This window comes from Dyadobacter beijingensis DSM 21582 (assembly GCF_000382205.1).
GTDB classification, from domain to species: domain Bacteria; phylum Bacteroidota; class Bacteroidia; order Cytophagales; family Spirosomataceae; genus Dyadobacter; species Dyadobacter beijingensis.
The window spans coordinates 1-24,779 of sequence record NZ_KB907787.1 but is presented as its reverse complement, the minus strand read 5'-3'; the positions used below and the strand labels follow the sequence as shown (position 1 = coordinate 24,779).

Sequence of the window (24,779 nt, the reverse complement as noted above, 5' to 3'; positions counted from 1 at the left end):
GGCAAAAATAAACAATGCCCGGAATAACTCCCGGGCATTGTGCATGCAATATAGTGACGTTCAACCAGCAACCCCGCGCAATCGGCGGTCGGCCGTCGGCGGCCATTCTTACAAATCAATCGCCTCACCGTACGCCGCTTCGGTAGCGCCTTTCAAGGCTTCCGACATGGTTGGGTGCGGGTGGATCGCACGCATGATCTCGTGGGAAGTAGTTTCCAGCTTGCGGGCTACCACTACCTCGGCGATCATTTCGGTTACATTGGCGCCGATCATGTGGGCACCGAGGAATTCGCCGTATTTCGCGTCGAAGATCACTTTCACGAAACCGTCGGTAACGCCCGCTCCTACCGCCTTACCGGAAGCTTTGAATGGGAATTTACCTACTTTGATTTCGTAACCGGCTTCTTTCGCTTTTTTCTCGGTCAGACCTACCGACGCGATTTCAGGCTGGCAATAAGTACATCCCGGGATGTTGCCGTAGTCCAACGCTTCGGTTTTGTGACCTGCGATTTTTTCGGCGCAAATGATCCCTTCGGCAGTCGCTACGTGCGCCAATGCCTGGCCAGGCGTACAGTCACCGATGGCATAGAAGCCGGGAACGCTGGTTTCGTACCATTCGTTAACGACGATCTTGCCTTTTTCGGTTTTGATACCTGTTTCTTCCAGACCGATGTTTTCGATGTTAGCAACGATACCCGCTGCCGAAAGCACTACATCAACCTCGAAAGTCTTTTCGCCATCCGGCGTTTTCACAGTCACTTTGCAGCCTTTGCCGCTTGTATCCACTTTCTCAACGGAAGAGTTGACCAAAGTTTCGATACCGATCTTCTTGTATTGCTTCGCGATCTCTTTTGAAATCTCTTCGTCTTCAACCGGAACCAGGTTAGGCAGGAATTCCACCACGGTAACTTTGGTTCCCATTGAGTTATAGACATAGGCAAACTCCATACCGATCGCGCCGGAGCCGATCACGAGCAGGGAAGCAGGCTGTTTTTCAAGGCTCATCGCCTTGCGGTATTCGATAATTTTCTGGCCGTCCAGCTTGATGTTCGGCAACTCGCGAGCGCGTGCGCCGGTAGCGATGATTACCCCTTTCGAAGCGGTATAATCCGTCTTTTTGCCGTCCTTATCAGTTACTTCAACCGTTTTCTGGCCTTTCACCTTGCCGGCACCCATGATGACGTCGATCTTGTTCTTTTTCATCAGGAACGACACCCCTTTGCTCATGGTATCGGCCACGCCGCGGCTGCGTTTGATCACCGCGCCGAAGTCTGCCGAAGATTCGCTTACATTAATACCGTAATCTTTGGAATGCTTGATGTATTCAAAAACCTGGGCACTTTTCAACAGTGCTTTGGTAGGAATACAGCCCCAGTTAAGGCAAATTCCTCCTAAACTTTCTTTTTCAACAATCGCAACTTTAAGTCCTAATTGGGAAGCACGAATGGCTGCGGGATAACCCCCGGGGCCGCTACCAATTACAATCACATCATATGTTTGAGCCATTTTCCGGTATTTTTATTGTACGAAATGGGTTGACAAAATTTTGACGCAAAGGTAACAATTATCGCCAGAAATTGGTCAGGTACGATTCGGTATAGTCAGGTGTAGTCAGGAATTTGTCCAGTGTGGTCAGAAATGGTCAGGTGTAGTCAAGAGGTCATTTGTTGTGGAGTTGATGTGGCTATTCTACAAGTTGTTACCAAAAGGAGATCTGGTCGTATCAATGTGGTAACAAATGGCCTGCATGATGAAACTCGAAGAACTACAAGTATACCAGCTGGCAATGCGGATTGGCGACGAAATATGGCGAATTGTAGATGACCGGAGCTATTTTGTGAAAGATGCATTTGGCAAACAACTGATCCGCTCCGCCGACTCGATTGCCGCCAATATTGCCGAGGGTTTTGGAAGATATCATTACAAAGAGAATCTGAACTTCTGCTACTATTCCAGGGGTTCTTTAAAGGAAACGGTAACCTGGCTTACCAAAGCATTGAACAGGAATCTCATTTCTAAGGAAAAATTCACAGAATTGAACCAACTTTGTGAGTTGTTATCTGTTAAACTTAACAACTACATCAAAACAATAGGCAGCGGCTTGCGGTGATTCAAGACAAGGGACGGTCACAACAAATGACCTCATCTGACAATTCATGACTACTAATGACAACTCATGACCATACCTGACCACCCCTGCCCAAACCTGACAGCGAAGCATTATTTTTCAAACTTAAATTCAAAAAATTCAATGACTGCAGAGCAATTGAAAGACTTGAAAGCCCGTGTAGAGGCTTTGGGGAGGTATCTTTGACTACGCTAACCGGAAACAACAGCTAGGACAACTCGAACAGCAGACTGTTCAGCCCGAATTCTGGAATGACTCCACCCGCGCGGAGAAAGTCATGAAGGAGATCCGGGGATTGAAATTCTGGACCAACGGATACGAAGAGCTCGCCCGCCTGCGCGACGACCTCGATACGATCTGGGAATTCTACGAAGCCGACGAGGCTACCGAAGAAGAGGTAGACGAAGAAGGCAAAAAACTCGCCGACAAACTGGATGAAATCGAATTCAGGAAAATGATGGGCGAGGAAGGCGACGAACTGCCGGCCGTGATCGAGATCAATGCGGGAGCAGGCGGTACCGAATCGCAGGACTGGGCTTCGATGCTCATGCGGATGTACATTATGTGGGCGGAAAAGAATGGTTACAAGGTACGCCAGGTGGATTTGCAGGATGGCGATGTGGCCGGAGTCAAATCCGTGACCCTCGAAATCGACGGTGAATATGCCTATGGTAACCTGAAATCGGAGAACGGCGTACACCGCCTGGTCCGCATTTCCCCGTTCGACTCGAATGCGCGCCGCCATACGTCATTCACCTCCGTGTATGTGTACCCGCTCGCGGACGACAATATCGAAATCGAGGTGAACCTGGCAGACATTACCTGGGACACTTACCGCTCGGGCGGTGCCGGTGGACAGAACGTAAACAAGGTAGAAACCGCCGTACGTTTGCACCACAAGCCTTCGGGCATTATCATCGCCTGCCAGCAGGAACGTTCGCAGCTGATGAACAAAGAGGTAGCGATCCGATTGCTGAAATCGCGCCTTTACCAGATCGAGCTCGAAAAGCGTAACTCGGCCCGCGCCGAAGTGGAAGCTTCAAAACGCAAAATCGAATGGGGCTCGCAGATCCGCAGCTACGTCCTCGACGACCGCCGCGTGAAAGACCATCGCACCGACTACCAGACTTCAAACACGGAAGCGGTACTCAACGGTGATATTAATGCGTTCATCAAGGCGTATTTGATGGAAGCGTAAAATACCAAAAGACCTCTCAAACAAGCTGTTTCGATGTAGCAGGGCGTTTGGAGGTCTTTTTGTTTTGTTTTAAACGTAATCCGCATGTAGCTTTTGACACCCCCACTCCCATACACGAAACTCGGCTCCGGCCCGCGCATCCTCCTCGCTTTCCACGGGATAGGGCAAGATGGCGCTTCGTGTTTCGCGCCTGCGCTTAAATCGCTCGGGACGCATTATACCATTTACGCATTCGACCTGCCGTTTCACGGGCAGAACAGCCATTCGCCGTTTGAAGTCATTTCAAAAGCCGAATGGAGACAGCGCATTCAGCATTTCCTGAATACAAATAGCATTATCCGCTTCGACATCGCGGGGTTCAGCATCGGTGGGCGCTTTGCGTTGGCTACGCTGGAAGCGTTTCCCGAAAATATCGATTACGCATTTCTAATCGCGCCCGACGGCGTTTCGGAGCATCCTATGTACACGCTTGCCACGCGCATTCCGCCGGCGCGGTGGGTTTACGGCTGGCTCATGCGGCATCCGGGCGTATTTTTCCCCGGCGTGCATGTAGCGCGAACGCTGAAACTGGCAAGCAAAAGTCTCGTCCGGTTCACGCAGCAGGTGCTGAATACGCCTGAAAAACGGCAGACGACCTATCGTTCCTGGGTCGCATTCCGGCATTTGAAATTTGACATTCCGGCATTGGTCAAAACGGTGCATGCGCATGAGGTCAAGGTGTACCTCTTCGCCGGGGTATATGATAGCTTGCTCAAACCCAAAGCCGTAGGAAAGCTGGCCGAACTCCTTCCCCCAAATCAATACATTGAACTAAAAAGCGGCCATACCCGCCTGGTAGAACATGCGGCCGCATGGATTTGCACTTTATTTAAGTAAATTGGGAAAACCTAATCCCGATTTATGGAGCAAACTTTACACCAACACGACACCGGCTGGCGCCTCAAAGCCATTATCGGAGGCTCGGCAGGTAACCTCGTCGAGTGGTACGACTGGTATGCGTATTCTGCATTCTCTCTTTATTTTGCCAATACATTTTTCCCCCATTCGAACCCGACGGTGCAGCTGATCAACACGGCAGGCATTTTCGCCGTAGGCTTTCTGATGCGGCCGATCGGCGGTTTTGTGTTCGGAAAACTGGCCGACAACCGTGGTCGCAAGGTCGCGATGACGATTTCTGTCCTGCTGATGTCGCTCGGATCGCTGCTCATCGCATTCCTGCCCGGCTACAAAAGCATCGGCATCATGGCTCCCGTTCTTTTGCTCGTCGCACGCCTGCTGCAAGGATTGAGCGTAGGCGGCGAATACGGCACTTCGGCTACCTACCTCAGCGAAGTAGCGACCGAGGACAAGCGCGGTTTCTTTTCCAGCTTTCAATATGTGACGCTCATCGGCGGACAGCTCATCGCATTGGGTTTACAACTGATTTTACAAAAACTCTTCCTCACAGATCAGCAAATGCACGACTGGGGCTGGCGCATTCCGTTTGTGATTGGCGCATTGCTGTCGCTGGTAGCATTGTACCTCCGCGCGCACCTTAATGAAACGGAAGCATTCCAATCCAAAGACCTGAAAGTGAAAAAGGAAGGTTCGTTGAAAGAGCTCCTGAAACATCCACGCGCCGTTCTGGTCGTCATAGGCCTTACTTCGGGCGGTACGCTGGCGTTTTACACCTACACCACCTACATGCAGAAGTTCCTCGTGAACACGGTCGGGCTTACCAAAGACCAGTCTACCCTGCTGACATTCTGCTCGCTGTTTATATTTGCAGCGCTGCAACCGGCTTTCGGCGCTCTCAGCGACCGCATTGGCCGCCGTCCATTGCTGATCGGCTTCGGCGTGTCAGGAACCCTTTTTACGTACCCGCTGCTTACCACCCTCAGCCACACCACTGGCATGTGGCCCGCTTTCGCATTGCTGATGGCCGCATTGATTATCGTGAGCGGCTATACGTCCATCAATGCGGTCGTAAAAGCCGAACTCTTCCCGGTGGAAGTGCGCGCTTTGGGCGTGGGGCTGCCCTACTCCATTGCCGTGGCGGTGTTCGGCGGCACAGCCGAGTACCTGGCGTTATGGGCCAAAAATCTGGGGCACGAGAGCTGGTACTATTGGTACGTGACGGTCTGCATCTTCATTTCTTTGGTCGTGTATGTGAAAATGAAGGATACCAAGCACACTTCGCTGATCGAAAAGCATTGATTTTTTGACCTGAAAAGGCTTCCCGGAAAAAAAATATTTACTCTTGACACAGTCCATTTAAAGCGTTAACTTTCTTGAAACCAAAACATTGAAAGTTATGAACATGATGGATCGAATCGAGCATTGGGGCGATACGCATCATCCGGCATGGATGGACATAGTTCGTATTGCTTTGGGCGTTTTTTTGTTTGCCAAGGGTATCAGCTTCATCAGCGATACTACCAAGTTGTCTCATCTGGTAACCGGCCTGGACTTTCATCTGTACACCGTCACAGCCGTTCACTACGTCGCTTTTGCGCACATTTTCGGTGGTTTTCTCATTGCAATGGGCTGTCTGACCCGTATCGCATCCGTTATTCAGATTCCGATCCTGCTTACAGCCGTGTTCTTCGTCAATATCCGGTCAGGTTTTTCTTACCTTAATTCCGAATTATGGCTTTCGATGATCACGCTCATTCTGGTCGTGACGTTCGCCGTAATCGGCTCCGGACGTTTCTCGATGGACGAGTGGATGAAAAACCACAACAACTGATCAGGCCATTTCGGGTGCGGCTTTATAAAGGTATTTCCGCTTATATTCCAGTGGCGTCATGTCGGTAACCTTCTTGAAATGCCGGTAGAAGTTGGAAACATTGTTAAAACCGCACTCGAAACAAATTACCTCCGTCGCCATTTTATCCTCGATCAGGAACCGGCACGCCTGACTGATCCGTATCTCCACCAGGAAGTCGTTGTAGGTCTTTTTGGTCATCAATTTAAAATACCGGCAAAACGACGTAATGCCCAGGTTGGCAATCGAAGCCACATCGTGCAGCGAAATGTCGTTGCGGTAGTTGGAAAGCGTGTAGGCGTAAATTTTATTCAACCGCAGCGTCTCCGCGTCGTTGGATTTGTAGAATGCATGCGCCGAAGCGATCGTCTCGTACTCGCTCGTCTCCGCGAGGATTTTAAGAATGGATAGTAATGCAATGAGCCGGTCGAGGTTTTCCGCATCTACGGCCGCGTGCATCAGGCGGATCACCTTTTCCTTCGCTTCCCCCTGGATTAATAACCCTCTTTTAGCGCGCTCGTATAATTTCGGGATTTGATAGGCTTCGGGCAGCAACAGCAGCTCGCTTCCCAGGCAATGAGGTAAAAAGTGGATAATCACTACTTCCACGGAAGTATTGCTCGCGCCTTCTTCCACGCGCCAGGTATGCGGCAGATTTTCGCCGAGCAGGATCAGCTCGCCGTCAGAAAAGTTGCTGATATTATCACCAATGAACCGTACCCCCTTTCCTTTAACCAGATAATGCAGTTCAAGCTCCGGATGGTAGTGCCACACCGTTCCGAAGCCGGAATCCTTGTCATGGCGGATACTAAACGAAGTCCTTGACGGAATGGGGACTTTATGAAAATGCGGTTTCATTTCAATTCAACATTGGCAGGGGTTTAGTGGGCTGCCATTGCTCAATTTAAAAGAAAATTTTTTAATAATCCATCCTGTTCAATCCACAGGATTATAAAAAAATACTATTTAATAGTGTAATACTAATATTACCAATAGCATCACCGCCCGTTAACTTGCGCGGAATGAATGAATCCGGTCCATATACTGCTTGCGAGCGACCGGATCGTTGTATTTTTTCATTTCCCCGAAAATCTGGTCTTTCAGGCTACTGAACAGGTAAGCCTGGAAATTCCCTTCCGTACCCAGATCCAGCCGCTCGTTCCAGATCTTGTTGAAAACGGAGTCGATCACGTGCTCGGCTTCCGCTTCGTCTTTCAAAAGCACCGAACAGAATTTGAATGCAGGCAAATGAAAATATGAACGGAGTTGTATAAATGCCGCTTCATCCCCCTGGGTTACCCGATCCAGAATTTGTTGATTAGGAAAAGTCATAGCGCTAAATATTAGGGTTAGGTCCGATGGGTTATTTCAATGGCGCTTCGAGCGCTTTCCGGAACACGCTCGCAATGCCGAGCTCGGCTTGCAGGCGGTCCATTTCTTCCAGCAGCAAATCCGCACGCCGCTGCAAATCCGGGGTCAGCTCGCCCACATCGCGCCGTGTGTACATCGAGATCGGGAAGCCGCGTTTTTGCAGACAATATTTCGCGATCGTCGGATAAGCCGAATGTACAATGTCCATCGAATCAATAAAGAATTGCTGCAACGTCCGCACATCTTCCTGGCGGTCGGCATTGTTGTAGTTTTCGCAAATCCACACGATCAGTTCAGGGTAAATGTTCCCCTGAATGCACGAAAGTCCAGCCGCACCCGCCCGGAGCGATGCTACGGCATTCACCATGTAAGCATCGTACAACCCGAAGCGGTAACCCTCGCCGACCTTGATCCGCCGGATGACCTCGTCGAGGTCCAGACAGGTGTCTTTGTGATAAACGACGCGGTTAGATGGGATCAGTTGCGCCAGTACATCGCTGTTGATCAGCCGCTTGTAAGGTACCGGACACTCATAAAACCCGAGAGGAATATCGCCTGTCAGGCTGATCAGCTCCTTCGACCGTTGGATAAATGTTTCGTCCGTTTCGTCCTCGTCAGCCAGCAACCCGCTAATTACAATCACCGCCTGCACACCGGTATTATATATACGTTTCACGAATTGCGCCTGCTCCGCTACCGGCCCTCCGAACGTCCCGGTAGCGACCACGGGCACGCGGCCGGCAGCCTGTTCCACCACCGTCCGGGTCACGGCAAGCCGTTCTTCTTCCGACAGTTCGTACATTTCGCTCGAAAGGCAGTTGGCAAAGAGCCCGGCCGCACCCGCTTCCAGGTACAGCTCCGTCAACGCTTTCAGACCCTCGAAATCCACTTCCCCGGAATCCAGAAAAGGGGTGAGCATGACCGGAATGTAGCCTTGCGGCAACGACGTGGCAGAAGACGTTACAGATGACATCGTGTTGGTGTTATGATATGTATTTGAAAAAGTCCCACAAGGGCCCGGACCGGGCCGGAATATTACTTACTGTGCAAAAGCACCTCTTTTTCTACGGGTTCCCGGCGTTTCAGCCTGGTAAGGAGAACGCCAGCCAGAAAGATCGTCAGGGTACCCACCACCATGATCATGTTCTGGTGCAGCGGGTTGCGCAAAAATGAATAATTGTCAGGCAGTTGCGTCGAAAAAGTCATCCATACGATAACGACGATCCCGATCAGCGTAGCGGTAAGCGCCTCGGCATTCCGCGTGCTTTTTGAAATAATGCCCAGCAGAAAAAGGCCCAGCATACCGCCTGCGAAAATCCCGGAAAGCATCCACCAGACGTCCAGCACACTTTTTACGCCGATCATCGCAATGCCGGTAACCATCCCGAGCAGCCCGAAAACTGTGGTAGCGATGTAAAGCAGCCGAAGCGATTGCTTCGCAGTCAGGTCTGGTTTAACATATTTCTGATAAATATCGACGGAAAAAACGGTAGCAGAAGCGTTCATCCCCGAGCTGATCGTACTCATCGCCGCCGACATAATGGCCGCGATAATGAGCCCCAGCAGGCCCACAGGCACCTTCGTTACCATGAAATGCGGCATGACCTTGTCGCCATAATCGGCCGGGGTGAGCGTTGCCGCCAGGTTGGTAATCGCCTCCGACGTTGCGCCCGGCAGCTTTTCGGCTGCTACCTGCATTTTAATGGTTTGCAGCAGCTCCGGGTTACCCTGGTAATAGGCAAAAAGGCAGGTTCCGAGCAAAAAGAATATCAGCGAGACGGGCACGTACAGGTACACGCAAAGCCATACGGAGCTCGCCGCTTCTTTGACAGACGACGTGGTATGGTAGCGCTGTACGTAGTTCTGATCCATCCCGAAATTGTTCAGGTTCATAAAAAACCCGTAAAGCAGGATCACCCAAAACGATGCTTGCGTAAAATCCGGTGCCAGCGTTCCGAGACTGAATTTGTCATTGGCCTTACCAATGTCGATAATGCTCGGCATACCGCCGGAAACCCCGGTCACGACGAGGTAAAGGATCACGAGCGCACCGATCGTCTTGATCACGCCCTGTACTACTTCCGTCCAGATCACCGCCTCCATGCCGCCCATCACCGTGTACAGCACAATGCAAATGCCCACCACCACCATGATCGTAGACATCGGGTAGCCGGTCAGCGCCTGCAAGCTCAATGCAATGCCGAAGAAGATCGAGCCCATGCGTGCGAGCTGCGTGAGCAGGAAACAGATCACGGCATAAGTGCGCGCCCACGGCCCGAAACGGTGTTCGAGGTGCGTGTAGGCCGAAACCTCGCCAGTACTTCTGTAAAATGGTATGAAAAACTTTGTGGCAACCCACGCCGCGAACGGCATCGACAGGCTGAAAACGAAAGAACTCCAGTTGCTGCCGAATGCCTTGCCCGGCACGCCGAGGAAAGTATTGCTGCTCAAAAACGTTGCGTAGATGGAAATGCCGATGGCCCAGCCGGGAATGCGGCCCGAGGCTTTGGTAAACTGTTCGGCATTGGTATTCTTTCTCGAAAAGTAAACCCCTACGGCAACCATTCCCGCCAGATAGGCGATCACGATGAGGAGATCAATGAAAGGTAAGGATTTCATTCTACTTTTCGGGTAATTATAACTTTACCACAAAGAAACAGGATGAAGTTGATGGTTTTGTGGCGTTTTGTAGCTTATTATTGTACGATATTACCAAAGCAACCGGCAGATAGCCTTGTATCGCGCTCATGATTCTACCATACTCTTGTCTTTGAAGAAATAACCGATCCCCACGGTTGAAACGACGATCAGGGCGATCAGCACAATTTTGGTAGCTAATCCTTCATTCGGGTGTTCGAGCAGGTAACGGATATCCTGCGCCTCCTTACCCGCCCAGACGGCCAGCAACGTGCGCGGGATCATACCCAACGTTCCGCCCGTCAGCACCTGCTTGAACCGCGCGCCGGCCATCGCGAAAAACAAATTTGTAATGGCGAACGGCAGCACGGGCGACAGTTTCGCGAAGAAGATCAGCCGCAACTCATTCTTATAAAACCTTCTCAGCAATGTGCCCACCTGCGGATACACCTGAATGAGGTAATTCCGCACGGAAGCCGCATGCAGGAAATGCGCCGATACATATATAATGGCGATCGCGCCGATGTTCAAAGCAAAAAGCATCGGCACCGACGCCCAGCCGAGGAAATACCCGTAAACCAATGCAAGAAATGTAGGCGGCGTGAGCGCGGAAGCGGACGCCAGCGTGAGGATGAACGTAACGCCGAGCCACCATTCGATAGGAAGCTCGCGAAGGACTTTCTCTTGATTGATCGCCCAGGCCGTCAGGATAGAGGTCGTCACCAATGGTACGATCGTCATTAATATGCTTACGACGACCGGAAGTGAGAATCTTTTTGGTGTAGACGTTTCCAAGGCTAATCCGGTTTACTTTCCTATTTGAATAACCAGTTGTTTTGACAAAAGGTTTTTGTGAACTTGCTTTTCTGCATTAATATTTGCCACCACCAAAAAAATGAAATTCGCCACCAAAGCCATACATGCCGGCATCGAACCGGACCCGGGTACCGGCGCCATTATGACGCCGATTTACCAGACTTCCACCTACGTACAGGAAAGCCCCGGCAAGCACAAAGGCTATGAATATGCCCGCAGCAGCAACCCGACGCGCACCGCCTTGCAAACCGCACTGGCCGCATTGGAAAACGGCAAACACGGCCTCGCCTACGCCTCCGGCCTCGCCGCCACGGACGCGGTCCTGAAACTTTTCCATCCCGGCGACGAAATCATCGCACCTAGTGACATCTACGGCGGTACGTACCGCCTCATGAAACGCATTTTCGAGCCGCTGGGACTGGTATTCAGGTTCATCGATATTGATGAAACTGATAACATAGCGCAGTTAATAACGGACAAAACACGCCTGGTCTGGCTCGAAACACCGACCAACCCGCTGCTGAAAATCATCGATATTGAAAGCATTACCTGCGTTTGCCGCGAAAGAAATGTATTAACCTGCGTCGACAACACCTTCGCTTCCCCCTACCTGCAAAACCCGCTAGACCTTGGCGCGGATATCGTGATGCATTCGGTGACAAAATACCTTGGCGGCCATTCCGACACGGTGATGGGCGCATTGGTCACCAGCGACGACGACCTCGCGGGCCGGTTGAAATTCATTCAGAATGCGAGCGGTGCGGTACCAGGCCCGCAGGATTGCTTTCTGGTATTACGGGGAATCAAAACGCTCCACATCCGCATGCAGCGTCATTGCGAAAATGCCGTTCAGGTGGCCACGTGGCTCAATGCGCATCCCAAAGTAGGAAAAGTGTATTACCCCGGCCTGCCCGATCACCCCGGCCACGCACTCGCAGCGAAACAAATGCGCGGCTTCGGTGGCGTGGTGTCTTTCGAACTACAAGACGACAGCTATGAAAAAGCCGTGCGTACGATGGAAAACCTGCAAATTTTCGCACTCGGCGAATCGTTGGGCGGCGTGGAATCGCTTTGCACACATCCCGCGAGCATGTCGCACGGGGGCATGCCGCGCGAGGAACGACTGAAAATCGGGCTGAAAGACACGCTGATACGCCTCAGCGTAGGCATCGAAGACGTGGCGGACCTGATCGCCGATCTCGACCAGGCCATCGGTACGGATTAGCATTCCGCTTTGCAATCGACACCCAAAAGCCTTATTTTTGAAACCATTTTTGAACCAGACACTAAAACATATTTAATCAATGGAAGTATCAGGAACAGTCATTGCTTTGCTGCCTGAGGTCACAGGCCAGGGAAAAAACGGGATGTGGCGCAAACAGGAGTTCATTCTTGAAATCCCCTCACAGTACCCTAAAAAAGTATGTATTTCGCTTTGGGGTGATAAGATCGATCAGGCTAATCTGCAAGTGAACGATTCGGTAACCGCTTCCATTGATGTGGAAAGCCGCGAGTACAACTCCCGTTGGTACACCGAAGTGCGCGCCTGGAAAGTTGAGAAAGCCGGAGCAAGCGGCGGCAACGCAGGGCACAATGCCGGAGGCGCACCACTGCCCCCCGTAACCACTTTCACTGAAGACGAGTCGGACGACCTGCCTTTCTAAACTGTTTGAAACCGACAGCCAGCTTCCATGAATAACCTGATCATCGTTTTTGTAGGTGGAGGATTAGGCAGCCTGGCGCGTTACGGAATAGGAAAAGTATTTTCGCAATGGCCGTCAGTTTTCCCTTTCGGGACATTGACGGCCAATATTTTGGCCTGTCTGATACTTGGCGTGTTCGGCGGATGGGCCACATTCAAATCCACAGACCTCGTCGCCGCCTCACGACTTTTTGTAGTGGTCGGCTTCTGCGGCGGGTTCAGTACGTTTTCAAGTTTCAGCAATGAAACCATCCAGCTTTTCCTACACGATCACTGGTTCGAAGCCGGTACCAACATTCTGGTAAGCATCATAGCATGCTTCGCAGCTACATTTTTGGGAATATGGCTGGGAAAAACCTTTCTGGCAATATAACTCAGGTCAATTCGACTGATAAGCCATCGACATCGTAAACTTGTCGATCATCTCGTGCGGATGCACTTCGAGTATCCGGGCCAGTACCATCACTACCAATGTATTGGAAGCAATTTTGCGGGGAATACCGGCCACCGTGGCGAATAAATCCACCGTCACCGACTCCTTTTCGTCGAGGAGCTTCATCAGCTTTTCTTCCTTTTCACCATATTGAAACCTGATATCGTGCTCACCGCGGCCGCGTCGCATAATTTCCTTCATTTCGCGGCTGGCCTGGATGGATTTGTCTTCCACGCGGATGTACGCCTGGCGCGCGCCGGTATCGTCCACCACATAATGCGGCTTGTCGATGCTCCGCGGGATCGTCAGCACGAGCACGTCACGGTCGGGCGTGATGGCTACGCGCTCACGTTTGAAGCTGATTTTGGGATAAATGTACTTGTCGATGGCACGCGTGAGGGCAAATTCGTCCTCCTCCGCATCTTTGAGGCCTTTGATCGTCTTATCGTCACCTACCCCGACGAGCAGCTTGCCGCCGCCTGAATTTGCGAAGGCAACCACTTCGCGGACGATTTTCTCGGGATGGTTGGATTTCAGTTTGAATTCCAGATGCTCCCCTTCACCTTTCTTAACCAGCTCTTTCAACAATCGAAGCTCCATCGGGTTGGAATGGATAAATTGTGAGTTATGACAAATCACTTTCGGTAACTTACCTCGTCCTCCTCATTAGTTAACGCTAACAATTTACATTCCTTTTGTCAGATTTAAAAAATTATGGGGATCGAGTTACGTGAAAAAAGCGGACCATTTATCACAAAAAAAACGGCACCGATAGAGTGCCGTTTTCATTTAATATTCATCTTCATTGAAAAAGAAATCGTCTTTGGTGGGATAGTCGGGCCAAATCTCCTCAATGCTTTCATAAGGCTGACCATCATCTTCAAGCTCCTGAAGGTTTTCAACTACTTCTAACGGAGCGCCTGTTCTGATTGCAAAGTCAATTAGCTCGTCTTTGGTAGCTGGCCAGGGAGCATCTTCAAGGTACGATGCGAGTTCGAGAGTCCAGTACATAATATTTTCGCCTATTAAATGGTTACTTCACTTTTCTGCAAAAGTAAAAAATTTGCTATCTTTTAAAAGCTTAAAGCGAAAAAAAAGAAAAATAATTGTCAGGTTACAAAATATATTTTCTTTTTTAATTTAATTAATTGAAAATCAAATAATTAAAACTCAAACCGCCAATAAAGTTTCCACAGAAACTCCTAACCCCTTATGCTGCGCTTCATAGTTTTCGACTAAGATAGAAACCAGTTCCAGAAGCTCCTCCTCTTTAGTATTCCTCTGCACAATCCACTAGCCCGTCGATAATTCCTAAATACTCCCGGTAAGTGGCCTCCGAGCGTATTGGCCGCAGCTCACTCCTGATTCGTTCCGGCGTTTTCAGACCATTCACATATGCCTGATATCGGTAATCCGATCATACTGCTTGTGTGTGCCGGCTTCGGAAGATTGGTAATTTTCTTTTGAATTACAAAGTTTGTAACCGCGACATTTCCCCTCTCCCCGAAAAACCCTTAATTTCCCTCTTCATTACAAATACCAGATTATGACTATTGAAATTTGCGCTTATTCGCTGGAATCGTGTATCAATGCACAAGCCGGCGGGGCGGGCAGGATTGAACTATGCGGCGGCCTCGGGGAAGGTGGTACCACCCCCAGCGCGGGACTGATTGAAATCGTTAGAAAACACGTCGATATACCCGTTTATGTGATGATCCGGCCACGGGGCGGTGATTTTGTGTATGATTTTTTTGAAGAAGAAATCATGCGGAAAGACATTGATCTGGCCAAAAAACTGGGCGCCAACGGCGTCGTCCTGGGCATCCTCACGCCCGAAGGCCAGGTGGATGTAGCTCGTACCAAAGCATTGGTGGATTACGCGGCCCCGTTGAAAGTGACATTCCACCGCGCGTTCGACCTCACGCCCGATCCCATGAAAGCGCTGGCCGATGTGATCGCTACCGGCGCGGAGCGTATCCTGACGTCCGGTCAGAAACCTTCGGCTATTCAGGCTACGGATTTGCTGGCCAGACTTTCGCAGGCGGCCAACAGTAAAATCGAGATCATGGCCGGCGGGGGCGTCAACCACCAGAACGCCGCCGAGTTAAAAGCGGCGGGCGTGCATTCATTGCACTTGACCGCCAAGAAGTTCCGCCCCGCACGCCAGAAGTTTTTCCCCGACGGCATTTCAATGGCCGGCGAGATTCCCGACGAAAAATCAGTCATGTATGCTGATCTCGAACTGATCGAAGCCATGGTTCAGGCCGTTTCCGAATAGCCCGCCATTTATAACGCATCCATCAACATCCTCTCTATGAAGTTCTTAAAGGCAATTTTGTGCATCGCCATTACCGCAGGGCTCGTCTACGTGCTGGACAAGCCCTGGGGGCCTGCGCCCGCGATGGGGCCGTTCCTGAGCCCATATTGCGGCCTGTGGCAGAACAGCGAGCAGGTGATCGACCCGAAAACGCGGGTTACCTTACAGCTCGACAGCCTGCGCGAGGAAATCACCATTCGCTTCGACGACTATGGCGTGCCGCATATTTTTGCCAAAAACGACTTCGACCTTTTTTACGCGCAGGGCTACATTACGGCCAAAGACCGCCTCTGGCAAATGGACCTGCAAACCCGCGCCGCGGCTGGCAGGCTTTCCGAGATCCTCGGCCCGGCCACATTGGCGATGGACCAGCAGAGCCGTCGGCTGGGCATGGGCTACGGCGCCGAAGCCAACTTGAAATTCGCGATGACCGATCCGAAGACGCGGGAAGCGTTGCTGGGCTACACGGCGGGCGTGAATGCATTCATCCGCCAGCTCGCGCCGAAGGATTACCCGATCGAATTCAAGCTGCTGGGCTACAAGCCTGAGCCCTGGAAGCCGATCAACACCATGTACATGCTCGAACAGATGACGCTCACGCTAGCGGGACGGTCCAACGAGCTGGCTATGACCAATGCATTGAAAAAATACGGCCGCGAAACGATCGCAAAGCTCTTCCCCGACTACCCGATGTTGCAGGAAAGCCCGATTATCCCCTCCGGTACAGCCTGGGATTTCCCGAAACTGCCCATTCCACGTGTTATTCCGCCGATGATCCCCGGCGATAGCAATGCATTGTCCCGGCGGTCGGCACTATCGCTGCCCGAACGGACGCCCAAAGAGGAAGGCATTGGCAGTAACAATTGGGCGGTGGGCGCCGAAAAGTCGGTGACCGGCTACCCTATCCTCGCCAACGACCCCCACCTGGAATTGTCGCTGCCGTCGATCTGGTACCAGGTCCAGCTGCATTCGCCGGATATGAATGTATACGGCGTGTCGCTGCCCGGCGTGCCGAGCGTGATCATCGGTTTCAACCAGCAGGTAGCCTGGGGCGTTACCAACGTGGACGCCGATGTTTTTGATTTATACAAAATCAAATTCAAAAACGAATACCGCAATTTCTACTGGCACGACGACCAATGGAAGCCGACCCACAAACGCGAAGAGGTGATTCACATAAAAGGGCAAAAGCCTTATCATGAACAGGTTATTTACACGCACCACGGCCCGGTAACGGATACGGACGGCTCGTTCGGTGATTTGCCTAACCTGGCGATCAAATGGATCGGGCATGAGCCGGGCAACAGTTTCATGACGTTCTATGAGCTGAACAAATCCCGAAACTTCGCCGATTACCGTAAAGCGCTGACGCATTACGTGGGACCGGCTCAGAATTTTGTCTTTGCGGATAATGAAAAGAACATCGCCCTGACCGTCAACGGCAAGCTTCCATTGAAATATAAAGAACAAGGGAAGTTCCTGCTCGACGGCTCTACATCCGCGGACGATTGGCATGGCTGGATTCCCGCGGAGCAGAATCCGTTTGTCAAAAACCCGCCGAGAGGCTTTGTGAGCAGCGCCAACCAGTCGTCGGCCGATACAACTTATCCTTATTATATCAATTGGAGTTTCGCGCCTTCCGAACGCGGCATTCGCATTAACGAACGGCTGCAAGCGATGACCAATGCCAACGCCGACAGCCTGCGTATGCTGCAAAACGATAATTTCAGCGTGCTCGGACGGACGCTACTGCCCAAATTGCTGGGCATTCTGGAAAAAAGGCCCCTTACTCCGAAGCAAAAAGCCGCACGCATTCTTCTTTCGAACTGGAATTACCAGAATACCCCCGAATCGGTGGCTGCTTCCATATTCGAAACCTGGTTTCCGCTGCTCGGCCAGGCTATCTGGAACGACGACTTCGCCTCGCCGGAAGCGCCGATGGAGTATCCGTCCCGCGACCGGACATTATACCTGATATTGAAGCAACCCAACGAAAAGTGGTTCGACAATGTGAATACACCTGAAAAAGAAACGCTGCCGGACCTCGCTTATACCACTTTCAATGCGGCCCTCGACACGCTCACTGCCCGCAAAGGCGCCATGAGCCCGGAATGGCAATGGTCGAAGGTAAAGGCGGCGGAAATACGGCATTTGAGCAGGAGCATCAAGCCATTCAATGCACCGCCGCTGGTGACCGGCGGAGGGAGCAGCATCGTCAATGCGATGACCAAACGCAAAGGCCCTTCTTGGCGGATGGTGGTGGAGCTCGGGCCGACGCCGCGGGCTTACGGCATTTATCCTGGCGGGCAATCGGGCAATCCGGGGAGCCCTTACTACCTCAATCTGCTCAAAAAGTGGGAGAAAGGCGAGCTCAATGAGCTGATATTCCTGTCATCGCCCGACCAGAAGGTGCCGCATATGGCGTCGAGCCTTGTATTACAAAAACGTTAACCACGATTTTTATGAACTTCCTCATCGTCGCGATCCTGTCGGCCATACTGCAAATTTTCACGCCCTGGTGGGTGATCGCCATCGTGCCGTTCGTGATCCTTCTATGGCGGCCGGCCACCTCCCCGGGCGCTTTCTGGACGGGCTTCGGCGGCATTGCCGTACCCTGGCTGATTTATGGCTACTACCAGCACTTCATTTCCGACGGCGCATTATCCGACCGCGTCGCGAAGATTTTCATGCTGCCCAGCGGCCTGTTGCTGCTGCTGGTAACAGCCATGATAAGCGGGCTTGTTGGCGGTTTTTCGGGGCTTTCGGGCTATTGGGTGCGGCAAATCTTTCGCAGGAACCCTATACCGCTGTCCGCCCGCACGTCATGATGCATGCGACCGGCGCTCAGGCCCCACTTATTCATTGTACTTAAACACAAATCATTATCTTTGCGGCTCGTTCAAAAAAACAATAAACCTTAAAAACGTGAACAATAATACTTCATTGATCTGGAACGTCGTCCTTTCGCTTGCGGTGGCGGTGTTATTCTTCCTTCATTTTTCAAGCAAATCGTCGTCAGATTCAGGTGCAGCCGCAGATGGCGCAGTAGTGGCAGGCCGCCGTACTGTTTACGTTCAGGTGGATTCGCTTTTGAAAAACTACGATTTCTTCAAAGACACAAGAAAAGAGCTTGAAAACAAGAATTTCCAGCTTGAAAACGAGTTAACTACCAAAGGACGCTCGCTCCAAAATGAAGTGGCATTTTTCCAGCAACGCGCTCAGACGATGACCCCTGAGCAAGCCCGCTCAACCGAGGCGCAGCTCATGAAAAAGCAGCAGGACCTGATGGCCTACCGCGATCAGTCGGCTCAGGCGCTCGGCCAGGAAGAGGCTAAAAAGAACGAAGAGCTCTACAAAAACATCCGCTCTTACATCGATAAATACAACAAGGAAAACGGTTACGAATATGTACTCGGCTACTCGCTGGGCGGCGGTATCCTCTTCGCAAACCCATCTTTGGATGTTACGCAAAAGATCATCGACGGCCTGAACAAAGAATATAAAAACTCAGGCAAAGCAGCCGCACCGGCTGATACTACCAAGAAGAAGTAGTATTTCTGAAATATCCATTTAAGACAATAGCAGATGGTCGCACGATCATCTGCTATTATTTTTCTATACCCGCGCAAAAAACAAAAACAGGGCAGCCGGAAAACCGGCTGCCCTGCATTGGCATTTAATATATCCTTAAACCGCCGAAGACGAGAACTTCGCGCCGATGTATTCGCGGTTCATGCGGGCGATGTTTTCGAGGCTGATTTCCTTAGGGCATTCTGCCGAGCAGGCACCGGTGTTGGTGCAGGCGCCGAAGCCTTCTGCGTCCATTTGAGCGACCATTTTCTCGGCGCGGATGCTGCGTTCTGCCTGTCCCTGTGGCAACAATGCCAGCTGGGAGATTTTGGCTGATACGAAAAGCATCGCAGAAGCATTTTTACAAGCTGCTACGCAAGCGCCGCATCCGATACATGCCGCTGCCGCAAATGCGTCGTCGGCTGCTTCTTTGGCGATGGGCAATGCATTGGCATCCTGTGCGTTACCGGTATTTACAGATACGAAACCACCTGCGGAGATCACGCGGTCGAATGCGTCGCGGTCTACAACGAGGTCTTTAATCACCGGAAATGCCTGTGCTCTCCAGGGCTCTACCACGATGGTATCGCCGTCTTTGAACGAGCGCATATGCAGCTGGCAGGTAGTTACCCCGCGCAACGGTCCGTGCGGACGGCCATTGATATACATCGAACACATCCCGCAAATACCTTCGCGGCAGTCGTGATCGAATGCAACCGGCTCTTTTCCTTCTTCGATGAGCTGCTCATTGAGTACATCGAACATTTCAAGAAATGACATGTCGGGGGAAACGTGGTCCAGCTTGTAGTCCTCGAAACCTCCCGCGGCGTCTTTATCGCTTTGTCTCCAAACTTTCAGAGACAACCTCATATTTCCTTCCATACCTATATTCTTTATTTCTGATACAACTTTTAAGCGTGGCATAAATCCGTGCCACCGGAGGTTTTATTTATAGCTGCGTTGCGCGATCTTAATGTTTTCGTATACGAGCTCTTCCTTGTGAAGCTCCCAGTTTTCCGGGCCTTTGTGTTCCCAGGCCGATACGTACATGTAATTTTCGTCGTCGCGCAGTGCTTCGCCCTCTTCCGTCTGGTACTCTTCGCGGAAGTGGCCGCCGCAGGATTCGTTACGGTCGAGTGCATCGATACACATCAGCTCGCCGAGTTCGATGAAGTCGGCCACGCGGTTCGCCTTGTCGAGTTCGGGGTTGAAGTACGATGCCGTACCCATTACCTTCACGTCCGACCAGAAATCTCTTCTCAGCTGACGGATCTCTTCGATTGCCTGTTTCAAGCCCTCCGCATTACGCGCCATACCGCATTTGTCCCACATGATCTTGCCCAGACGGCGGTGGAAAAGCTCAGGAGAGGTTTTGCCCTGAATGCGAAGTAATGTGTCGATGCGCTCTTTTACTTCCGCTTCCGCTTTCACGAATGCTTCGTGGTCTGTCGAGATTTTTCCGGTGCGGATTTCGCTCGCGAGGTAGTTACCAATCGTGTAGGGAATTACAAAATAACCGTCGGCCAGGCCCTGCATCAGCGCCGAAGCACCGAGGCGGTTGGCGCCGTGGTCGGAGAAGTTGGCTTCGCCCAGCGAGTACAAGCCCGGTACGGTGGTCATCAGGTTATAATCCACCCAAAGACCGCCCATGGTGTAGTGCACCGCAGGATAGATACGCATAGGCACTTCGTACGGGTCCTCACCCGTGATCTGCTTATACATATCGAAAAGGTTACCATATTTTTCTTTCACAACTGCCTTACCCCATGTAATAATGTCGGCATCGGATGCATTGTGGATATTGTTCTTGTTGGCTTCGCCGCGTCCGTAACGCTCTACCGCCGCAGCGAAATCGAGGTAAACTGCCAGTTTGGAAGTTCCGACACCGTAACCGGCATCGCAACGCTCTTTCGCCGCACGCGACGCGATGTCACGCGGTACGAGGTTACCGAAGGCAGGGTAACGGCGTTCGAGGTAGTAATCGCGCTCGTCTTCGGGGATTTCGTTACCCGGGCGGTTGTCGTCTTTTTTCTTGGGAACCCAGATACGGCCGTCGTTACGCAACGATTCCGACATCAGGGTGAGTTTCGACTGGTGCTCGCCTGATACGGGGATACAAGTCGGGTGAATTTGGGTAAAACAAGGGTTACCGAAGAATGCACCGCGTTTGTGGGCTTTCCATGCGGCGGTAACGTTGCTGCCCATCGCATTGGTCGAAAGGTAGAACACGTTTCCGTAACCACCTGTACAAAGCAGTACCGCGTGACCTCCGTGTCTTTCGATCTCGCCGGTAATGAGGTTACGTGCGATGATACCGCGGCATTTGCCATCGATATTCACGACGTCGAGCATCTCGTGGCGGTTGTACATTTTAACGGTACCCATCCCTACCTGGCGCTGCAAGCCTGAATAGGCCCCGAGCAGGAGCTGCTGGCCCGTCTGGCCGGCTGCGTAGAAGGTACGCTGCACCTGCGTCCCACCGAACGAGCGGTTGGACAGCAGTCCGCCGTACTCGCGCGCGAAAGGCACGCCTGCGGCTACGCATTGGTCGATAATGTTACCCGAAACTTCGGCCAGGCGGTGTACGTTCGCTTCACGCGCGCGGTAGTCACCTCCTTTAATGGTATCATAAAAAAGACGGTAAACCGAGTCACCGTCGTTCTGGTAGTTCTTTGCGGCATTGATCCCTCCCTGCGCGGCGATGGAGTGTGCGCGGCGGGGAGAATCCTGAAAACAGAACGCTTTCACTTTGTAACCGAGCTCGGCCAGTGTAGCAGCTGCCGAAGCACCCGCGAGGCCGGTTCCAACGACGATCACTTCCAGGTTACGTTTGTTGGCAGGGTTTACAAGTGGTACTGAGGAGCGGTATTTGCTCCATTTAGTTTCAAGCGGTCCTTGTGGTATTTTGGCATCCAGACGAGATGACGTTGCCATATCAAATATTATTTAATCAGAAATTTGAAAATGAAACTTGCCGGGATTACTTCACCCAGCCCAGATAAATCGAAATCGGCATCAGCGCGAAGAGGATCGGCACGATAATCGAGAATGCAGTTCCTACAAATGAAATCGCTCCGTTGTACTTCACGTGGTTAAGCCCCAGCGACTGGAATGCGCTTTTGAAGCCGTGCAGCAAATGCCAGAAGAGCGACACACAGCCGAGCACGTAAATCAGCACGACGATCGGGTTCTGGAAGATATCGAGCATCATTTGATACAGGTTCAATTCCTCGCCTGTCGCGAACTGGTTGGAACGGTTGGGAATCCAGAAATGCGACGTGTGGATCACCAGGAAGATCAAAAGCAATGTTCCGAGCAAACCCATGCTACGGGAGTACCAGGTGCTGTTTGCAGCGGCGTTGTTGACGGCGTATTTCACCGGACGGGCATCGCGGTTACTTTTCCAGAGCATCAAACCATCGATAATATGGATCAGAAAGCCCGCTACGAGGCCGATTTCAAGCGTACGTATAATCGGGTTGGTACCCATGAAGTGCCCCCAATGGGAAAATGTCTCTCCGCCATCATTGTAAAAAATCATGGCATTGATGGTGGCATGAATCACCAGAAAGCTAATCAAAAATAGTCCGGTAAGAGCCATCAAAAGTTTTTTCCCGATAGAGCTCGTTAACGTTTGTGAAAACCACGACATAACAAAAACGAATGGTTTTAGTGCAAAAAATTGAGGTATATTTAGAACCTTTCAAAGGTATATCACAAACCTATGCGAGACAAAAAAACGCTTTCATTTTTGCCAGCCGCCCTGTTTATTTATAATCATTATGAAGAAATATTTAGACTGATTAGGCTTAATAAAAGCAAGACGCTCAGGGCGAAGGGCTCAGCTGTCGACCTCAACTTATTTTGTAACCGTTAAGGACACATTTTCTTACAGGAGTTTCGTTGAATTGTTACATAACTGGATGACCAACGAACCTACCCATGCGTATACCTCTATCTTCCCGGAGCCTGATCATGATCTTCGTGATGGCATTGTCATTCAGCAGCGCATTCGCAACCCATTTCAGGGCCGGGGAAATCACCGCCCGCCGGCTTGCGCTCAACACCCCTACCTACGAACTCAAACTGACCGGCTATTTCGATATGGCCACGGGAAAAGAGGCGGCGGACCGGCAGACATCCGTCGTTTTCATCATCAACAATGCCGAAGGGACGGGTACGCCCGTGCGGATAGAAGCGCCGCGCATCCCGCCCATCGTGGATATAGGCAACAGCACAACGCAAAATGTGTACATCGCCACCTACACCTTCACTTCCGTGGGCGCATACCGCATTTCCGTGGAAGAGGACGCGCGCAATCAAAGCGTGCTGAATATCGGCCCGAAACCTACCAGCAGCCTGAACTTTTTCGTCAATACCGTGCTGGAAATCAATGCGGCATTCGGGCTGAACCGCACGCCGGTGCTGCGGAATGCGCCGATCGACGTCGCGGCGGTGGGCCAGCGGTACATTCACAACCCGGCCGCATTCGACGCGGATGGTGACAGTCTGGCCTACCGCATGTTTGTACCGCAGCGGATCGGGCCGAATGGTACCGGCCTCAACCTCGAATACCAGGACCCGAACAGGGTAACGCCGCCCGGCCAAACCGAAACGGGCGCTTCGCCTGCCACATTCGGACTGAACCCCGTCACCGGTGACCTCACCTGGGACGCGCCGATGACGAAGGGCTATTATAATGTCGCGTTCGTCGTGGAAGAATGGCGCGACGGCGTGCTCATCGGGCAGATAGTCCGCGATATGCAGATCATCGTCGAAGATGCCAAAAACGACCGGCCGGTAATCCCACCCCTGCCCGATCTCTGCGTAGAAGCCGGCACGCTGATCAACCAGACAGTGGTCGCGACGGACAAAAACGGCAACAAACTGACGCTGACCTCCGCGAGCGGCGTATACGACGCGACACTGATCAAACCCGAATTAGCGCGGTTCACCGTAGCAAACCAGGGTGCGCAAAGCCGCGTTACGGGCACATTCACATGGCAAACTTCCTGCGACCACATCCGGCCCGAGCCCTACAATGTGCTTTTCAAGGTAGAAGACGGCCCGCCACCGGGCTATCCTAACCCGTCGCTGTTCCAGAAACTGGCCGATATGACGACGCTGAACATCCGGGTATACGCCCCCAGGGCGACCGGGCTGCGGGGCTTAGCGGCTGCCGACCCGGCGGGCGTTGCGTACCGGCTTACGTGGGACCCTTACAAATGCCAGATCCCCGGAGCCAAAATCGTCATTTACCGCGCCGAAAAATGCACCGACCTGCCCGATCCGGTTTGCACGACGGGCATTCCGGCCGGCTCGGGTTACGAGCAGATCGGCCGGGTGGATGTCAACCAGACTACATTTTTGGATAACAATGCCGGCGAGGGCCTCCGTGCAGGCGTTTCCTACTCTTACCGGCTGGTGGTGATCTTCCCGAGGCCCGGCGCCAACCCGTCGGACCCCGGTTACCTGACAGGCGGTGCAGAAAGCCTGGTTTCGGCGGAGTTCTGTCTGAACCTGCCGATGGTAATGCCGGTCATCACCAACGTGACGGTAGACTCGACCAGCACTACCCGCGGTGTCATCACCTTTAAATGGACCCGGCCTGCCGCTTCTGCCGGATCGCCTGCACAGTACCGCCTCTACCGCGCAATCGGCCAGAACGGCCCGACATTTACCCAGGTAGCCACCATCAACGCCAGCCTTACGCCAGGAACGGTCGACACCATCTTCGTAGACCGCGCATTGAACACCGAGGCCAACGCTTACAACTATAAACTCGAATACTGGACCACTCAAAACGGCCAGCTGACCAAGTTCGACGAAACCGAAACCGCCAGCTCCGTCAGGCTCGAACA

General features: G+C 52.0%; 24 protein-coding genes. 13 read left to right on the top strand and 11 right to left on the bottom strand.

Annotated elements, in window-relative coordinates:
• Positions 1 to 108: 108 nt before the first annotated feature.
• Complete coding sequence (gene lpdA, locus H144_RS0107195; protein WP_026350486.1) at positions 109 to 1,506, bottom strand: dihydrolipoyl dehydrogenase; 1,398 nt, start codon at positions 1,504 to 1,506, stop codon at positions 109 to 111.
• A gap of 241 nt (positions 1,507 to 1,747) precedes the next feature.
• On the opposite strand from lpdA, the gene H144_RS0107190 reads away from it, so the two are divergent.
• The 5 genes from H144_RS0107190 to H144_RS0107170 all read left to right on the top strand — a co-directional run bounded on the left by H144_RS0107190 (position 1,748) and on the right by H144_RS0107170 (position 6,054).
• Positions 1,748 to 2,110 carry a four helix bundle protein gene (locus tag H144_RS0107190; RefSeq protein WP_157504583.1) on the top strand — a complete coding sequence of 121 codons (363 nt, stop codon included), beginning with the start codon at positions 1,748 to 1,750 and terminating at the stop codon, positions 2,108 to 2,110.
• A gap of 141 nt (positions 2,111 to 2,251) precedes the next feature.
• Positions 2,252 to 3,326 (top strand): peptide chain release factor 2 gene (gene prfB, locus H144_RS0107185; RefSeq protein ID WP_157504581.1). Its coding sequence is split into 2 segments (ribosomal slippage): positions 2,252 to 2,311 and positions 2,313 to 3,326, totalling 1,074 coding nucleotides; the frame shifts between segments, so codons are not numbered across the junction.
• 93 nt (positions 3,327 to 3,419) lie between these two features.
• Complete coding sequence (locus H144_RS0107180; RefSeq protein WP_019941373.1) at positions 3,420 to 4,202, top strand: alpha/beta fold hydrolase; 783 nt, start codon at positions 3,420 to 3,422, stop codon at positions 4,200 to 4,202.
• Between the two features lie 24 nt (positions 4,203 to 4,226).
• Positions 4,227 to 5,522, top strand: coding sequence for an MFS transporter (locus H144_RS0107175; RefSeq protein WP_019941372.1), 1,296 nt, complete (start codon positions 4,227 to 4,229; stop codon positions 5,520 to 5,522).
• A gap of 97 nt (positions 5,523 to 5,619) precedes the next feature.
• Positions 5,620 to 6,054 carry a DoxX family protein gene (locus H144_RS0107170; RefSeq protein ID WP_019941371.1) on the top strand — a complete coding sequence of 145 codons (435 nt, stop codon included), beginning with the start codon at positions 5,620 to 5,622 and terminating at the stop codon, positions 6,052 to 6,054.
• On the opposite strand, the gene H144_RS0107165 is transcribed toward H144_RS0107170, so the two are convergent.
• The 5 genes from H144_RS0107165 to H144_RS0107145 all read right to left on the bottom strand — a co-directional run bounded on the left by H144_RS0107165 (position 6,055) and on the right by H144_RS0107145 (position 10,875).
• Entirely contained in the window at positions 6,055 to 6,930 is an 876-nt protein-coding gene (locus H144_RS0107165; RefSeq protein ID WP_019941370.1) for an AraC family transcriptional regulator, read from the bottom strand.
• A 150-nt stretch (positions 6,931 to 7,080) separates the two neighbouring features.
• Positions 7,081 to 7,404 (bottom strand): RNA polymerase sigma factor, encoded by a 324-nt coding sequence (locus tag H144_RS0107160; RefSeq protein ID WP_019941369.1) that lies wholly within the window; start codon positions 7,402 to 7,404, stop codon positions 7,081 to 7,083.
• A 31-nt stretch (positions 7,405 to 7,435) separates the two neighbouring features.
• Positions 7,436 to 8,416, bottom strand: coding sequence for a dihydrodipicolinate synthase family protein (locus H144_RS0107155; RefSeq protein ID WP_019941368.1), 981 nt, complete (start codon positions 8,414 to 8,416; stop codon positions 7,436 to 7,438).
• A 62-nt stretch (positions 8,417 to 8,478) separates the two neighbouring features.
• Positions 8,479 to 10,062 (bottom strand): sodium:solute symporter family protein, encoded by a 1,584-nt coding sequence (locus H144_RS0107150; RefSeq protein WP_019941367.1) that lies wholly within the window; start codon positions 10,060 to 10,062, stop codon positions 8,479 to 8,481.
• Between the two features lie 126 nt (positions 10,063 to 10,188).
• Positions 10,189 to 10,875 (bottom strand): TVP38/TMEM64 family protein, encoded by a 687-nt coding sequence (locus tag H144_RS0107145; protein WP_026350485.1) that lies wholly within the window; start codon positions 10,873 to 10,875, stop codon positions 10,189 to 10,191.
• 100 nt (positions 10,876 to 10,975) lie between these two features.
• Here H144_RS0107145 and H144_RS0107140 point away from each other — a divergent pair, with 100 nt between their 5' ends.
• The 3 genes from H144_RS0107140 to crcB all read left to right on the top strand — a co-directional run bounded on the left by H144_RS0107140 (position 10,976) and on the right by crcB (position 12,971).
• The gene (locus tag H144_RS0107140) at positions 10,976 to 12,121 is read left to right on the top strand and encodes a cystathionine gamma-synthase (RefSeq protein WP_019941365.1); all 1,146 of its coding nucleotides are present in this window, start codon (positions 10,976 to 10,978) and stop codon (positions 12,119 to 12,121) included.
• A gap of 79 nt (positions 12,122 to 12,200) precedes the next feature.
• Positions 12,201 to 12,560 (top strand): DUF3127 domain-containing protein, encoded by a 360-nt coding sequence (locus H144_RS0107135; protein WP_019941364.1) that lies wholly within the window; start codon positions 12,201 to 12,203, stop codon positions 12,558 to 12,560.
• Positions 12,561 to 12,587: 27 nt separating this feature from the next.
• Positions 12,588 to 12,971 carry a fluoride efflux transporter CrcB gene (gene crcB / locus H144_RS0107130; RefSeq protein ID WP_019941363.1) on the top strand — a complete coding sequence of 128 codons (384 nt, stop codon included), beginning with the start codon at positions 12,588 to 12,590 and terminating at the stop codon, positions 12,969 to 12,971.
• Between the two features lie 6 nt (positions 12,972 to 12,977).
• Here the strand turns inward: crcB and H144_RS0107125 are convergent, their stop codons facing one another.
• Together H144_RS0107125 and H144_RS0107120 are read right to left on the bottom strand one after the other, a co-directional pair.
• The gene (locus H144_RS0107125) at positions 12,978 to 13,631 is read right to left on the bottom strand and encodes an AlbA family DNA-binding domain-containing protein (RefSeq protein ID WP_084599927.1); all 654 of its coding nucleotides are present in this window, start codon (positions 13,629 to 13,631) and stop codon (positions 12,978 to 12,980) included.
• Between the two features lie 189 nt (positions 13,632 to 13,820).
• Positions 13,821 to 14,042 carry a DUF2795 domain-containing protein gene (locus H144_RS0107120; protein ID WP_013927448.1) on the bottom strand — a complete coding sequence of 74 codons (222 nt, stop codon included), beginning with the start codon at positions 14,040 to 14,042 and terminating at the stop codon, positions 13,821 to 13,823.
• A 535-nt stretch (positions 14,043 to 14,577) separates the two neighbouring features.
• On the opposite strand from H144_RS0107120, the gene H144_RS0107115 reads away from it, so the two are divergent.
• From H144_RS0107115 to H144_RS0107100, 4 genes are all read left to right on the top strand, one after another.
• Positions 14,578 to 15,309, top strand: coding sequence for a copper homeostasis protein CutC (locus tag H144_RS0107115; RefSeq protein WP_019941361.1), 732 nt, complete (start codon positions 14,578 to 14,580; stop codon positions 15,307 to 15,309).
• A 36-nt stretch (positions 15,310 to 15,345) separates the two neighbouring features.
• Positions 15,346 to 17,799, top strand: a complete 2,454-nt coding sequence (locus H144_RS0107110) for a penicillin acylase family protein (RefSeq protein WP_019941360.1) — start codon at positions 15,346 to 15,348, stop codon at positions 17,797 to 17,799.
• Positions 17,800 to 17,810: 11 nt separating this feature from the next.
• On the top strand, positions 17,811 to 18,176 hold the full coding sequence (locus tag H144_RS0107105; RefSeq protein ID WP_019941359.1) for a hypothetical protein: 366 nt from the start codon (positions 17,811 to 17,813) through the stop codon (positions 18,174 to 18,176).
• 97 nt (positions 18,177 to 18,273) lie between these two features.
• The gene (locus H144_RS0107100; RefSeq protein WP_019941358.1) at positions 18,274 to 18,900 is read left to right on the top strand and encodes an OmpH/Skp family outer membrane protein; all 627 of its coding nucleotides are present in this window, start codon (positions 18,274 to 18,276) and stop codon (positions 18,898 to 18,900) included.
• A gap of 135 nt (positions 18,901 to 19,035) precedes the next feature.
• Here H144_RS0107100 and H144_RS0107095 read toward each other — a convergent pair whose 3' ends face one another.
• The 3 genes from H144_RS0107095 to H144_RS0107085 all read right to left on the bottom strand — a co-directional run bounded on the left by H144_RS0107095 (position 19,036) and on the right by H144_RS0107085 (position 22,570).
• Positions 19,036 to 19,788, bottom strand: a complete 753-nt coding sequence (locus H144_RS0107095; RefSeq protein ID WP_211220688.1) for a succinate dehydrogenase/fumarate reductase iron-sulfur subunit — start codon at positions 19,786 to 19,788, stop codon at positions 19,036 to 19,038.
• A 75-nt stretch (positions 19,789 to 19,863) separates the two neighbouring features.
• Positions 19,864 to 21,852 (bottom strand): fumarate reductase/succinate dehydrogenase flavoprotein subunit, encoded by a 1,989-nt coding sequence (locus H144_RS0107090; protein WP_019941356.1) that lies wholly within the window; start codon positions 21,850 to 21,852, stop codon positions 19,864 to 19,866.
• A 46-nt stretch (positions 21,853 to 21,898) separates the two neighbouring features.
• Complete coding sequence (locus tag H144_RS0107085; protein ID WP_019941355.1) at positions 21,899 to 22,570, bottom strand: succinate dehydrogenase cytochrome b subunit; 672 nt, start codon at positions 22,568 to 22,570, stop codon at positions 21,899 to 21,901.
• Positions 22,571 to 22,860: 290 nt separating this feature from the next.
• Here H144_RS0107085 and H144_RS0107080 point away from each other — a divergent pair.
• A partial coding sequence (locus H144_RS0107080) for a hypothetical protein (RefSeq protein WP_033402504.1) occupies positions 22,861 to 24,779 on the top strand: 1,919 nt, incomplete at its 3' end.